The following is a 13,608-nucleotide window of genomic DNA, read 5'->3' as shown; positions in this document are numbered from 1 at the left end:
GTCATCCCGGCCTTCTCCCGTAGGGAGAAGGAGAAAACCGGGCTATCCCCTCTTCCTCAGGAAGAGGGTTGTTTTCGCATTACTGCTCCGCTTTCTTCGCTAACCCATCCAGCAATTTCTGATGAATCCCCCCGAAACCACCGTTGCTCATCACCAGAATATGGTCGCCAGGCTGGGCGGTTTTCACCACCATATCCACCAGCGTGTCGACATCCGCGCTCCAGTGCGCAGGCTGAATACAGGCTTCTGCAACTTCTACCACCTGCCACGGAATATGCGGCGGTTGCAGCAGGAACACTTCGTCTGCGCGGCCTAAAGATGGCGCAAGATCGTCTTTGCTCAGACCCATTTTCATGGTGTTAGAACGCGGTTCAAGCACGGCAAGAATACGCGCCGTGCCGCCCACCTTGCCACGCAGGGCGGCAAGCGTTGCCAGAATCGCCGTGGGATGGTGAGCGAAATCATCGTATACCGTCACGCCGTTTTCTTCGCCGCGCAGCTCAAGGCGGCGGCGGGCATTGACAAAACTGTCCAGGGCTTTGGCCGCGTCAGCTGGCGTCACACCCACATGACGCGCAGCGGCAATCGCCATCAGCCCGTTATGCATATTGTGCTCGCCAACCAGTTGCCAGTGCACTTCGCCGACGCATTCGCCATCCAGATACACTTCCCAGTTGGAGGCATCCGGGTTCAGTTTTTTCGCCTGCCAGTGGCCTTGTTCGCCCACCAGCTCTTGCTCGCTCCAGCAGCCCATCGCCAGCGTCTGCTTAATATTGGTGTCGCTTTCAGGCCAGATGATTTTCCCCTGCCCCGGCACGATACGCACCAGATGGTGGAACTGCTTCTGGATAGCTTTCAGATCGTCAAAAATATCCGCATGGTCGAACTCAAGGTTATTGAGGATCAGCGTGCGCGGGCAGTAATGCACAAATTTGGAACGCTTATCGAAAAAGGCGCAGTCATATTCATCCGCTTCGATCACGAAAAATGGGCTGTCGCCCAGACGCGCAGAAACCTCGAAATTACCCGGTACGCCGCCGATCGCGAAGCCTGGCTTATAGCCGCAGGCTTCCAGAATCCACGTCACCATCCCAGCAGTGGTGGTTTTGCCATGCGTTCCGGCCACCGCCAGCACCCAACGGTCGCGCAGCACAAAATCATGCAGCCACTGCGGGCCGGACATGTAAGGAATGCTTTTTTCCAGCACCGCTTCGACGCAGGGGTTCCCACGCGTCATCGCGTTACCGATGATCACCAGGTCCGGCAGTGGATCGAGCTGATCCGGATCGTAACCCTGAATCAATTCAATACCCTGCTCTTCTAACAGAGTGCTCATTGGTGGGTACACATTGGCGTCAGAGCCAGTCACCTCATGGCCGAGTGAGCGAGCCAGCATCGCGAGGCCGCCCATAAACGTGCCGCAAATACCCAAAATATGAATGCGCATAAAAACCATCCTTTCATTATCTGGCGCACATTCTAACCGTATGTGGGGTGCTGGCAAATCGCATTTAAGTTAATTCCGTATTTTGCTGTCGCGATTCACCTGTACGCTAGTATTTGATTTTTTGTTAGGATTGTTGCAATCGTTTTATTTAACTGACTAATGCAGGGAAAGTGTTATGAAAACGTTAGGTGAATTTATTGTCGAAAAGCAGCACGAGTTCTCGCACGCAACCGGGGAACTGACTGCCTTACTGTCGGCGATAAAGCTCGGCGCAAAGATCATCCACCGTGATATCAATAAAGCGGGTCTGGTGGATATTTTAGGTGCCAGCGGAGCGGAAAACGTGCAGGGCGAAGTGCAGCAAAAGCTCGACCTGTTCGCGAATGAAAAATTGAAAGCCGCGCTGAAAGCCCGAGGGATTGTGGCCGGTGTGGCTTCCGAAGAAGAAGATGAGATTGTTGTGTTCGAAGGCGCAGAGCATGCCAAATACGTGGTATTGATGGACCCGCTTGATGGCTCATCCAATATCGACGTCAACGTCTCCGTGGGGACGATTTTCTCTATCTATCGCCGTATAACGCCCGTGGGCACCCCTGTTACCGAAGCGGATTTCCTGCAGCCTGGCAACCGTCAGGTAGCCGCCGGTTATGTGGTTTACGGCTCCTCAACCATGCTGGTTTATACCACCGGCTGTGGCGTTCACGCCTTCACCTACGACCCTTCTCTCGGCGTGTTCTGCCTGTGCCAGGAGCGTATGCGCTTCCCGGAAGCCGGCAGCACTTACTCCATCAACGAAGGGAACTATATTCGCTTCCCGACCGGCGTGAAAAAATACATTAAATTCTGCCAGGAAGAAGATGCCAACACCCAGCGCCCTTACACTTCGCGCTATATTGGCTCTCTGGTGGCCGATTTCCATCGCAACCTGTTGAAAGGCGGGATTTACCTTTACCCAAGCACCGCCAGCCACCCGCAGGGGAAACTGCGTTTGCTGTATGAAGGCAACCCGATGGCATTCCTCGCCGAGCAAGCGGGCGGCAAGGCCAGCGACGGTAAAGAACGTATTCTGGATATCATCCCAGAAACCCTGCACCAGCGCCGTCCGTTCTTCGTCGGCAACCAGCACATGGTTGATGACGTTGAACGCTTTATCCGTGAGTTCCCGGACGCATAAGTGGTTTAATCCCAGCGCTCACCCCGGCTCTTTGCTGGGGTGAGTGGATTCTGACGGCCATCCTGAGCTTTACTTCAATAATTTTGGAATTTCACGCAGGCACCAGGCTTTCGCCTCGCCCATGCTATCGCGCCGCCATGCCATAATAATATCGATCTCATTGGTGTATTCAGGGCTCACAACGCGCAGCCGCCCTTCGGCAATATCCTGTTCGACCATGGGATAAGGCATTGTTGCCACACCTAGCCCCGCCAACAGCGCCTGGCGCTTATCTTCCATGCTGCTCACGGTAAGGCGCGGCTGTTTATCCAGTAATTGTACCGTCAGCACCGGGCGTTCCCGGGCGGTATCCGCTACGGCAATACCGCGATATTTAACGCGTGTGACTTCAGAAAGCGGCTCCGGTTCATGGTGAATCGGATGGTCTGGCGCGGCAACATACACGCTTAGCACTTTATACAGCTTGCGCGAGTTAATCTCTGACGAGGAACGGAAGTGCATATCTGGCGCAATCACAATATCCGCCCGCCCCTGTTCCAGGCGCTCCCAGGAGCCTGCCAGCACTTCGGTGATAATCGACAGCTGCGTGTCCGCTTTCTCAGCAAGTTTTTCGACTAATGGGTACAGCTTCACGCTGGGAACCAGCGCCTCAGCCACGATAGTCAGATGGGTTTCCCAGCCTCGCGCCAGCGCTTCCGCATCCGTAGTCAGTTTTTCAGCGGCTTCGAGCAACACTCGCCCGCGCTCAAGCAGCATACGCCCCACGTTGGTAAATTTTGTACGATGCCCTGAACGATCAAACAACACCACATCCAGCTCTTCTTCAAGCTTCTGCATGGTGTAACTCAAGGCCGAGGGGACGCGACCCAGCTCATCGGCCGCCGCCGCAAAGCTGCCTCGTCGATCGATTGCATCCATGACCCGCAATGCTTCCAGCGTCAACGCTCTCTCTTTAGCCATCTGGTTCTCATTCAGGAAATTTGAACATACCCAGCAGATTAACTGGCTAACAATGCAGCGTCCAGAGCTTTACCATGGATTCAGAGTAAAAAGAGGCCCATAGATTATGATTACGCCAAGAACGGCCAGACAATGCGGAAAGGCAGATTACGGATGGCTGCAGGCGCGCTATACGTTCTCCTTCGGTCACTATTTCGACCCTGAATTGCTGGGCTATGCTGCGCTGCGCGTACTCAATCAGGAAGTGTTAGCGCCGGGCGCGTCATTCCAGCCACGTACCTACCCAAAGGTCGATATTCTCAATGTGATTCTGGAAGGCGAAGCGGAGTACCGCGACAGTGAAGGCCATCACATACAGGCGCAAGCGGGTGAAGCGCTGCTGCTGTCCACCCAACCGGGGCTTAGTTACAGCGAACATAACCTCAGCAAAGAGAACGCGCTGACGCGCATACAGCTGTGGCTGGACGCCTGCCCGGAACGTGAAAACCCGCCGCTGCAAAAAATCACGCTGGCCGCCCTGCCGCAGCAGCTACTGGCCTCGCCCGACGGCAGTAAAGAGAGCCTGCAGCTGCGCCAGCAGGTGTGGATCCATCAGATTAAACTGGAGGAAGGACAGCAGTTGAGCCTCCCGTTACACGGACCCCGCGCGTATTTACAATCTATTCACGGCACGGTTCATGCCCTTACCTCGGCTAAGGAAAAAGAAGCGCTCACCTGTGGCGATGGCGCATTTATCCGTGATGAAGCTAACATTACGCTGCTTGCTGATACCCCACTACGTGCGTTACTGATAGATTTACCGCTCTGAATAGTGTCGGTAATGGGTAAACGGGGGTCATTAGTGCGTACCAAATCAACAGTGAAGCGGAACAAGAAAAAAGTGTTACAACCGGCTGTTGCGGCTACTGTTATAGCAAGCGTTGAGAACCCTGAACTGAGCTATGACGAGATGTTGAGCGAGCTGGAAGCGATTGTCAGCGCAGCGGATATCCGGCTGGCCACAGAAGAAGACGCGCTCTAATCCCCCCAATAAGCAGAAAGCACCGACGATATTCTCGTGCAGTGCTTTCTGTTCCAGATAAATGTCCGTTCAGCGCCAGGGCAGCAGTTGCTTAACTAAACCGCCTGATGCACCGCCCCAGGCAGCATTATCAGAGCGTAATCACGCCGATAAAGGTTACCACCGTCAGAATCGCAGCCAGACCGTAGAACACCCACTTGCCGGAAGGCACATGGATTTTCAGATCGTGCATCGCATGGTGGATACGGTGCAGCCCGCACCATAACGGCAGTACTATCATCAGGAAGATGAACAGGCGGCCAATCAGACTTTGTGAAAACGCCAGCACGCGCTCATAGCCTAACGCATCCCCCGGGAACAGGCCCAGCGGCAGCATAAGGCCCACCAGCAGCACAATAACCGGCGCGATGATGGCGCCCCACATGCCGCCTGCGCCAAACAGCCCCCAGAATACCGGCTCGTCAGAGCGTTTTGGATTTGGATTAATCATGACCGCCCCCTTACCAGAACAGTGCAATAAACAGAATGACGACCGTGGCGACAACCGTCACCGCCCACAGCCCTTTAATGACCGGCTCTGGCCCCATTTTTTCATCTTTAATGATGATATTGGCGGCCTTCGGCGCCAGCTCAAACCAGGTTTTGCTATGCAGCAAAGCGGCGGCCAGAGTGATTAAATTGAGGATAATCACCATCGGATTTTGCAGGAACGAGACAAATCCCGCCCAGCTTTCCGGCCCGCTTTTTAGCGAAAACAGGCCGCAGAGCAACAGAATGCTGAACCAGACCGTTGGCAGCGAAGTCCCTTCGCGAATCATATAAAAACGGTAGAAACCCAGCTTTTTCCACCAGGTTGGCGTCATCGTCCGCACATATGGCTTACGTTTGGTAGTCATTTTGCACTCCTTAGCGTGGTTTCAGGGTGGCTATCAAAAAGTCTTTCGAACTTTCGACTTTACCCTGCTGGATGGCCGCGGCCGGATCGACGTGTTTCGGGCACACTTCGGAGCAGAAGCCCACAAAGGTGCAGCTCCAGACGCCATTCTGACCGTTTAACTGCGCCATACGCTCTTTCTTGCCGTGGTCGCGGTTATCCAGGTTGTAGCGATGAGCAAGCGTAATGGCTGCCGGGCCAATAAACTCAGGGTTTAAACCAAACTGCGGGCAGGCGGAATAACACAGGCCACAGTTAATACAGCCCGAGAACTGATGGTATTTCGCCATCTGCGCCGGAGTCTGGTTATTTGGCCCCTGCTCTGGCGTGCGTGGGTTGCCAATAATGTACGGCTTAATCGCTTCCAGGCTTTCGATAAAGTGCGTCATATCGACCACCAAATCGCGCTCGATGGGGAAGTTGGCCAGCGCTTCAACTTTCATGCCCTGCGTATATTCCCGCAGGAAGGTTTTACAGGCCAGTTTCGGCACGCGGTTGACCATCATGCCGCAGGAGCCGCAGATAGCCATACGGCACGACCAGCGATAGCTCAGGTCCGGCGCCAGGTTGTCTTTGATGTAACCCAGCGCATCCAGCAGCGAGGTTTGTTCATCGTAAGGCACTTCGTAGATTGCGCTGTGCGGCTCGTTATCCGTTTCAGGGTTATAGCGCACAATTTCAATCTTCAGGGTCTTCATCACTTCAGCCATTCGACGTCTCCTTCTTCTTGTCGGCCGCTTCTGATTCCGCACCGTAGACGCGTTTAGCCGGTGGCAAAGTCGTGATTTTCACATCGCTGTATTCCAGACGCGTGGTTCCATTTTCGTCACGAAAAGCGAGGGTATGTTTCAGGAAGTTCACGTCATCACGCTCGGTGCAACCTTCGTCCAGACGCTGGTGCGCGCCGCGTGATTCTTTACGTGCCATCGCTGAGTGCGCCATACATTCGGCAACGTTCAGGCCGTGACCCAACTCGATGGTGTAGAGCAAATCGGTGTTAAACACGCTGGAGGTGTCCGTAATGCGCACGCGCTTAAAGCGCTCCTGCAGTTCGGCCAGCTTATCAATGGTTTTCTGCATCAGTTCCGGCGTGCGATAAATCCCGCAGCCTTCCTCCATCGACAGCCCCATTTCGTCGCGAATCTTCGACCAGTTCTCAGAGCCTTCCTGATTCACCAGTTTCTTCAGGCGGTTTTTCACGTCGGCGGCTTGGGCATTCAGCGCAGCATCGTTGGCTGGCTGCGCTTCGTTAGCGCGCCTCATGGCACTTTCACCGGCCAGACGGCCAAACACCACCAGCTCTGCCAGCGAGTTGGAGCCTAAACGGTTCGCGCCATGCAGACCTACGGAAGAGCATTCCCCTACGGCAAACAGCCCTTTGAGGCGGCTTTCGCAGTTGCCATCGGTTTCGATACCGCCCATGGTGTAGTGCGCGGTAGGACGCACCGGAATCGGCTCTTTCACCGGGTCAACGCCAACGTAGGCTTTGGACAGTTCACAGATGAACGGCAGACGTTCGAGCAGTTTTTTCTCGCCCAGGTGACGCAGATCGAGATAGACCACATCGCCACGCGGCGTTGGAACGGTGCGGCCCGCGCGCCATTCGTGCCAGAAGGCCTGGGAAACTTTGTCACGCGGACCCAGCTCCATATATTTGTTGCGCGGCTCGCCCAGCGGAGTTTCAGGCCCCATGCCGTAATCTTGCAGGTAGCGATAGCCATCTTTGTTGACCAGAATACCGCCTTCACCGCGGCAGCCTTCCGTCATCAGAATGCCGGAACCCGGCAGGCCGGTTGGGTGATATTGCACGAACTCCATATCGCGTAGCGGAACGCCATGGCTCAGGGCCATGCCCATACCATCGCCGGTCACGATGCCGCCGTTGGTGTTATAGCGATACACACGGCCTGCGCCGCCGGTTGCCATCACCACCGCGTTAGCGCGGATCTGCACCAACGTACCTTCCATCATATTCATGGCGACCAGGCCACGGGCAGCGCCGTCATCAACCAGAATATCGAGCACGAAATGCTCGTCAAAGCGCTGAATTTGCGGGAACTGAAGGGAAGTCTGGAACAGAGTGTGAAGCATATGGAAGCCGGTTTTATCCGCGGCAAACCAGGTGCGTTCAATCTTCATCCCGCCAAAGCGGCGAACGTTGACTGAACCATCCGGGCGACGGCTCCACGGGCAGCCCCATTGTTCAAGCTGCGTCATTTCCGTTGGGCAATGATGCACGAAGTAGTCGACGACATCCTGCTCACACAGCCAGTCGCCACCCGCAACGGTGTCATTGAAATGGTACTCATAGCTGTCGTGATCCTGCGTAACGGCGGCAGATCCCCCTTCGGCGGCTACGGTGTGGCTACGCATCGGATAGACTTTAGAAATCAGCGCTATTTTGGCTTGTGGATTGGCCTGGGCCGCGGCGATGGCCGCGCGCAGGCCCGCTCCGCCAGCGCCTATTATGGCGAGATCGGCTTGAAAAGTTTGCACGACATTCCTCCAGATTTTTTGTTATTTCGTATAGCTAATTTAATCAAAGGTAGTTCACCGATTCGGTGACAGCTATAGCGAAAGGGTTATCCCTGCTCCTTTGTAGGTAGCAGATTATAGCCGCAGGCTTTTTAAGGAAATTTGACGTGTTCGATTTTTTTGCTGTTCAGTGCAGCAATTAATTAATGCTGATTAAGATTTACATCACGCAATTCAGCTTATTAGCGCCAAACGCTCTGGACAGCGGAGAAAATTTTCGGCGCAAAATTTGTCTCGCCTGGGCGTTGCGGGTAGACTTCTTCGCCTTGTATCAATATGGAGACTTTACCATGAGCGAAACGGCAACCTGGCAGCCGAGCGCATCCATCCCCAACCTGTTGAAACGCGCCGCTATCATGACGGTTATTCGGCGTTTTTTTGCCGACCGCGGCGTGCTGGAGGTGGAAACACCGTGCATGAGCCAGGCGACGGTAACGGACATTAATCTGTTCCCGTTTGCAACCCGTTTTGTTGGCCCAGGCCACGCTCAGGGCGTCGATCTCTACCTGATGACCAGCCCGGAATATCATATGAAACGCCTGCTGGCGGCGGGCATTGGCCCGGTATTCCAGCTGTGCCGCAGTTTCCGTAATGAAGAAATGGGTCGCCATCACAATCCAGAATTCACCATGCTGGAGTGGTATCGCCCGCATTACGATATGTATCGTCTGATGAATGAAGTGGATGACTTGCTGCAGCAGGTGCTGGAAACCGACGCCGCTGAAACGCTCTCCTATCAGCAGGCTTTCCAGCGCCACCTGGAAATTGACCCGCTTTCTGCGGACAAAGCCCAGCTGCGCGAAGCGGCAAAAAAGCTCGATTTAAGCAACGTTGCCGATGGAGAAGAGGATCGCGATATCCTGCTGCAGCTGCTGTTCAGCGTCGGTGTCGAGCCGCACATTGGTAAAGAAAAGCCGACGTTTGTTTACCACTTCCCCGCAAGCCAGGCGGCGCTGGCGCAAATCAGCACTGAAGACCATCGCGTAGCAGAACGCTTCGAGGTTTACTTCCGCGGCATTGAGCTGGCGAACGGTTTCCACGAATTAACCGATGCGCGTGAACAGCAACAGCGTTTCGAGCAGGATAACCGTAAACGTGCGGCTCGCGGCTTGCCGCAGCAGCCCATCGACGTGAATTTGCTCGAAGCGCTAAAGGCAGGATTGCCGGACTGTTCCGGCGTGGCGTTAGGGGTGGATCGCCTGATCATGCTGGCACTGAAAGCCGAAAGTTTGTCCGAGGTGCTGGCATTCCCGGTAGACCGGGCTTAAACCGCTTAATCAGCCCCTGAGCTGAGCGCCTGACTCACTCCGGCAATCGGTCATTGGGTGAAGAAGCGATGGTTCATTCTGAGTATCGGTAGCCCTTCCAGCCCAAAGACGGCGGTGCGCGCGCGTATCGCCGTTTTTTTCATCAAAACGCCCCCCGGAAGTTTACCTTTTGGTCAGTTGCTCGCACACTTAGTGGTGCCAGCGTACTGGTATGCCAATGGTTTTCACTGGAATCTCGCAGGGGGAATAGAAATGACCAATTCGGAGCTATTGCAGTACTGCATGAACAAACCGGGAGCGCAGCAAACGGTGCACAGCGACTGGAAGGCCACACAAATCAAAGTCGCGGATGTGCTGTACGCCATGGTGCATGACGTGGAACAGCGGCCAGCGGTTTCGCTGAAGGCGAGCCCCGAGCTGGCGGATTTACTCCGCGCGCAGCATCAGGATGTTTTCCCAAGCGCGCATCTTAATAAAGCGCACTGGAGCACGGTCTATCTGGATGGCGCGATCCCTGACTCACAGATTTACTATCTGGTTGATGCTTCTTATCAGCAGGCGCTATCGCTGCTGCCCCAGCAAACAAGGCAGCAGCTCTCTGACTGACTACTTCAGTAAAGGTTTGAGGAAACGCGCGGTATGCGACGCTTCACATTCCGCGACCGTTTCTGGCGTGCCTGAAACCAGGATTTCACCGCCGCCGCTGCCGCCTTCCGGGCCGAGGTCAACAATCCAGTCCGCGGTTTTAATCACGTCCAGATTGTGCTCGATTACCACGATGGTATTGCCCTGGTCGCGCAGCTGATGCAGCACTTCCAGTAGCTGCTGGATATCCGCAAAATGCAGGCCGGTTGTCGGCTCATCGAGGATATACAGCGTCTGGCCGGTCCCGCGTTTGGACAGCTCACGCGCCAGCTTCACACGCTGTGCTTCACCGCCAGAAAGCGTCGTCGCCGACTGACCGAGGCGAATGTAGGAGAGGCCGACGTCGATCAGCGTTTGCAGCTTACGCGCCAGTGCAGGAACGGCATCGAAGAACTCACGAGCGTCTTCAATGGTCATATCCAGCACTTCGTGGATGCTCTTGCCTTTGTACTTAATTTCCAGCGTTTCGCGGTTATAACGCTTGCCGCGGCACTGGTCGCACGGTACGTAAATATCCGGCAGGAAGTGCATCTCTACTTTGATGACGCCGTCGCCCTGGCAGGCTTCACAACGCCCACCACGCACGTTAAAGCTGAAACGCCCAGGCGTATAACCACGCGCACGGGATTCCGGCACGCCGGCAAACAGCTCGCGCACCGGCGTAAACACGCCGGTATAGGTTGCCGGGTTTGAGCGTGGCGTACGGCCAATCGGGCTCTGGTCAATATCAATGACCTTGTCGAAATGCTCCAGCCCGTGAACGTCGCGATATGGCGCAGGTTCGGCAATCGTTGCGCCGTTAAGCTGACGCTGGGCGATAGGGAATAAAGTGTCGTTAATCAGCGTTGATTTTCCGGAGCCGGAAACCCCGGTCACGCAGGTAAACAGGCCGACCGGCAGCGTCAATGTGACGTCTTTCAGGTTGTTACCTTTGGCGCCAACCAGCTGCAGCACTTTTGCTGCATCGGCCGGTACACGCTGCTGCGGCACGGCAATTTCACGTTTGCCGCTCAGGAACTGCCCGGTCAGAGACTCTGGCACATCCATAATGTCCTGCATCGAGCCTTCAGCAACAACCTGGCCGCCGTGCACGCCCGCCCCCGGACCGATATCAATAATATGATCTGCGGCACGAATCGCATCTTCGTCGTGCTCCACCACAATCACGGTATTGCCGAGATCGCGCAGGTGGATCAGCGTTTCCAGTAAACGTTCGTTATCGCGCTGGTGCAGGCCAATTGACGGCTCATCAAGCACATACATCACGCCCACCAGACCCGCCCCGATCTGGCTTGCCAGACGGATACGCTGCGCTTCGCCGCCGGAGAGCGTCTCGGCGGAACGGGAAAGCGAGAGGTAATTCAGACCCACATTGACGAGAAATTTCAGGCGATCGCCGATCTCCTTCAGCACTTTCTCAGCGATTTGCGCCCGCTGGCCGCTGAGTTTCATGTTCTGGAAGAACTCCAGCGCATGGCCGATGCTCATATCAGAGATGGTCGGCAACGGCGTGTTTTCAACGAACACGTGGCGCGCTTCGCGGCGCAGGCGCGTCCCTTCACAGCTTGAGCACGAACGGTTGCTGATAAATTTCGCCAGCTCTTCGCGCACCGCAGAAGATTCGGTTTCTTTATAGCGACGCTCCATATTATGCAGCACGCCTTCGAACGGATGGCGGCGCACCGAAGTATCACCACGGTCATTGATATATTTGAATTCAATACTTTCTTTACCCGAACCGTTCAGCACCACGTTTTTCACGCTGGCGCTCAGCTCGTTCCACGGCGTTTCGATATCAAACTTATAGTGCTCGGCAAGGGAGCGCATCATCGTGAAGTAATAGAAATTACGGCGATCCCAGCCGCGGATCGCGCCGCCGGCAAGGGAAAGCTCACCGTTTTGCACCACTCGTTCAGGATCAAAATATTGCTGCACGCCAAGGCCGTCACAGGTTGGGCAGGCGCGGCCGGGTTGTTGAACGAGAACAGGCGCGGCTCCAGCTCGCGCATGCTGTAACCGCAAATTGGGCAGGCGAAGTTTGCCGAGAACAGCAGCTCTTCTGCTTTTTCGTCATCCATATCGGCGACAACCGCAGAGCCACCGGATAAATCCAGCGCGGTTTCAAAGGATTCCGCCAGGCGCTGGGCGATATCTTCGCGCACTTTAAAACGGTCAACCACCACTTCAATAGTGTGTTTTTTCTGTAATTCTAGCTTTGGCGGATCGGAAAGATCGCAGACTTCACCGTCGATCCTGGCGCGGATATACCCCTGGCTTGCAAGGTTTTCCAGCGTTTTCGCGTGCTCGCCTTTTCTGTCTTTAATAATCGGCGCCAGCAGCATCAGGCGCTTGCCTTCCGGCTGCGCTAAAACGTTATCGACCATCTGGCTGACGGTTTGCGCCGCCAGCGGCACGTTGTGATCCGGGCAGCGCGGCTCGCCCACGCGGGCATACAGCAGACGCAGGTAATCATGAATTTCTGTAATAGTGCCAACGGTTGAACGCGGGTTGTGCGAGGTGGATTTCTGTTCGATAGAAATCGCCGGCGACAAGCCTTCAATATGGTCGACATCCGGTTTTTCCATCAATGACAGGAACTGACGCGCATAGGCGGAGAGGGACTCAACGTAACGACGCTGCCCCTCGGCGTATAAGGTGTCGAAAGCCAGTGAGGATTTGCCAGAACCCGAAAGCCCAGTCACGACAATCAGCTTGTCGCGTGGAATATCGAGGTTAATATTTTTGAGATTGTGGGTGCGGGCGCCCCGAACTTCGATCTTATCCATTCACCTTTCCCGGTTTAAACGCTTTTTGCCAGGCCGCACTGGAGGCTGCCGACGGTCACAAACGGCTAATTATGACACAATAAAACCTGAATGGATATCCAGTGTTTTAATGCAATTAATGTATCGCTCATTGCCACGCTGGAATCCATCCCGCAGCTATAAAGATTAAGGGTGGCGTGGTAGAATCGAGGGTTTACACTATTTAATAAACGTTTCAGGAGACACGATCATGGCCAGCAGAGGCGTAAACAAGGTGATTCTCGTCGGGAATCTGGGTCAGGACCCGGAAGTACGCTACATGCCAAATGGCGGCGCAGTTGCCAACATTACTCTGGCCACGTCAGAGTCCTGGCGCGATAAGCAAACCGGCGAAACGAAAGAAAAAACCGAATGGCACCGTGTAGTGCTGTTCGGCAAACTGGCGGAAGTCGCGGGCGAATACCTGCGTAAAGGCTCCCAGGTTTATATCGAAGGCGCATTGCAGACGCGTAAATGGACTGACCAGGCTGGCGTTGAGAAATACACCACTGAAGTGGTGGTTAACGTGGGCGGCACCATGCAGATGCTTGGCGGCCGTGCAGCGGGCGGCGCACCTGCCGGTGGCGGTAACGCAGGCCAGCAGCAAGGTAGTTGGGGCCAGCCTCAGCAACCGCAGCAGGGTGGCAATCAGTTCAGCGGCGGCGCGCAGTCTCGCCCGCAGCAGAGCGCACCTGCACCATCTAACAATGAACCACCGATGGACTTCGACGACGATATTCCGTTCTGATATTAAATCAGCAACGTGGAAATCTTACAAACCTCGCAAATGCGGGGTTTTTCTTTTTTAAACAATAAGATA

General features: G+C 55.0%; 12 protein-coding genes and 1 pseudogene. 6 read left to right on the top strand and 7 right to left on the bottom strand.

Annotated features, from left to right (window positions below; all coding sequences use genetic code 11):
- Nucleotides 1–79: 79 nt before the first annotated feature.
- Nucleotides 80–1,447: a UDP-N-acetylmuramate:L-alanyl-gamma-D-glutamyl-meso-diaminopimelate ligase gene (gene mpl, locus EHN07_RS08790; protein ID WP_124023796.1), complete on the bottom strand. Its 1,368-nt coding sequence runs from the start codon at nt 1,445–1,447 to the stop codon at nt 80–82.
- A 175-nt stretch (nt 1,448–1,622) separates the two neighbouring features.
- Here mpl and fbp point away from each other — a divergent pair, with 175 nt between their 5' ends.
- Entirely contained in the window at nt 1,623–2,621 is a 999-nt protein-coding gene (fbp, locus tag EHN07_RS08785; protein WP_124023795.1) for a class 1 fructose-bisphosphatase, read from the top strand.
- A 69-nt stretch (nt 2,622–2,690) separates the two neighbouring features.
- On the opposite strand, the gene EHN07_RS08780 is transcribed toward fbp, so the two are convergent.
- Complete coding sequence (locus EHN07_RS08780; protein ID WP_124023794.1) at nt 2,691–3,581, bottom strand: LysR family transcriptional regulator; 891 nt, start codon at nt 3,579–3,581, stop codon at nt 2,691–2,693.
- 106 nt (nt 3,582–3,687) lie between these two features.
- Between EHN07_RS08780 and EHN07_RS08775 the strand changes: the two genes are divergently transcribed.
- Together EHN07_RS08775 and EHN07_RS08770 are read left to right on the top strand one after the other, a co-directional pair.
- A complete protein-coding gene (locus EHN07_RS08775) occupies nt 3,688–4,389 on the top strand; it encodes a pirin family protein (protein WP_124023793.1) in 702 nt (233 codons plus the stop codon).
- A gap of 33 nt (nt 4,390–4,422) precedes the next feature.
- The gene (locus EHN07_RS08770) at nt 4,423–4,602 is read left to right on the top strand and encodes a hypothetical protein (RefSeq protein ID WP_244202380.1); all 180 of its coding nucleotides are present in this window, start codon (nt 4,423–4,425) and stop codon (nt 4,600–4,602) included.
- A gap of 130 nt (nt 4,603–4,732) precedes the next feature.
- On the opposite strand, the gene frdD is transcribed toward EHN07_RS08770, so the two are convergent.
- From frdD to frdA, 4 genes are read right to left on the bottom strand one after another with little or no spacing between them, the layout of a single operon-like run.
- Nucleotides 4,733–5,092 carry a fumarate reductase subunit FrdD gene (gene frdD, locus EHN07_RS08765; RefSeq protein WP_124023791.1) on the bottom strand — a complete coding sequence of 120 codons (360 nt, stop codon included), beginning with the start codon at nt 5,090–5,092 and terminating at the stop codon, nt 4,733–4,735.
- 10 nt (nt 5,093–5,102) lie between these two features.
- Nucleotides 5,103–5,498, bottom strand: a complete 396-nt coding sequence (gene frdC, locus EHN07_RS08760) for a fumarate reductase subunit FrdC (RefSeq protein ID WP_124023790.1) — start codon at nt 5,496–5,498, stop codon at nt 5,103–5,105.
- Between the two features lie 10 nt (nt 5,499–5,508).
- A complete protein-coding gene (locus EHN07_RS08755; protein ID WP_124023789.1) occupies nt 5,509–6,246 on the bottom strand; it encodes a succinate dehydrogenase/fumarate reductase iron-sulfur subunit in 738 nt (245 codons plus the stop codon).
- Nucleotides 6,239–8,032, bottom strand: coding sequence for a fumarate reductase (quinol) flavoprotein subunit (frdA, locus tag EHN07_RS08750; RefSeq protein ID WP_124023788.1), 1,794 nt, complete (start codon nt 8,030–8,032; stop codon nt 6,239–6,241). The genes EHN07_RS08755 and frdA overlap by 8 nt, the downstream gene beginning before the upstream one ends.
- Nucleotides 8,033–8,361: 329 nt before the next feature.
- Between frdA and epmA the strand changes: the two genes are divergently transcribed.
- Together epmA and EHN07_RS08740 are read left to right on the top strand one after the other, a co-directional pair.
- Nucleotides 8,362–9,339 carry an elongation factor P--(R)-beta-lysine ligase gene (gene epmA, locus EHN07_RS08745; RefSeq protein ID WP_124023874.1) on the top strand — a complete coding sequence of 326 codons (978 nt, stop codon included), beginning with the start codon at nt 8,362–8,364 and terminating at the stop codon, nt 9,337–9,339.
- Nucleotides 9,340–9,591: 252 nt separating this feature from the next.
- On the top strand, nt 9,592–9,945 hold the full coding sequence (locus EHN07_RS08740) for an MmcQ/YjbR family DNA-binding protein (protein WP_124023787.1): 354 nt from the start codon (nt 9,592–9,594) through the stop codon (nt 9,943–9,945).
- Here EHN07_RS08740 and uvrA read toward each other — a convergent pair.
- A pseudogene (uvrA, locus tag EHN07_RS08735) lies at nt 9,946–12,770 on the bottom strand (excinuclease ABC subunit UvrA).
- A gap of 229 nt (nt 12,771–12,999) precedes the next feature.
- Between uvrA and ssb1 the strand changes: the two are divergent.
- Nucleotides 13,000–13,536, top strand: a complete 537-nt coding sequence (gene ssb1, locus EHN07_RS08730; protein WP_124023786.1) for a single-stranded DNA-binding protein SSB1 — start codon at nt 13,000–13,002, stop codon at nt 13,534–13,536.
- Nucleotides 13,537–13,608: the final 72 nt, after the last annotated feature.

It is taken from the genome of Buttiauxella warmboldiae (genome assembly GCF_003818135.1).
GTDB classification, from domain to species: Bacteria; Pseudomonadota; Gammaproteobacteria; order Enterobacterales; family Enterobacteriaceae; genus Buttiauxella; species Buttiauxella warmboldiae.
This window is presented reverse-complemented; position numbering and strand designations above follow the sequence as displayed.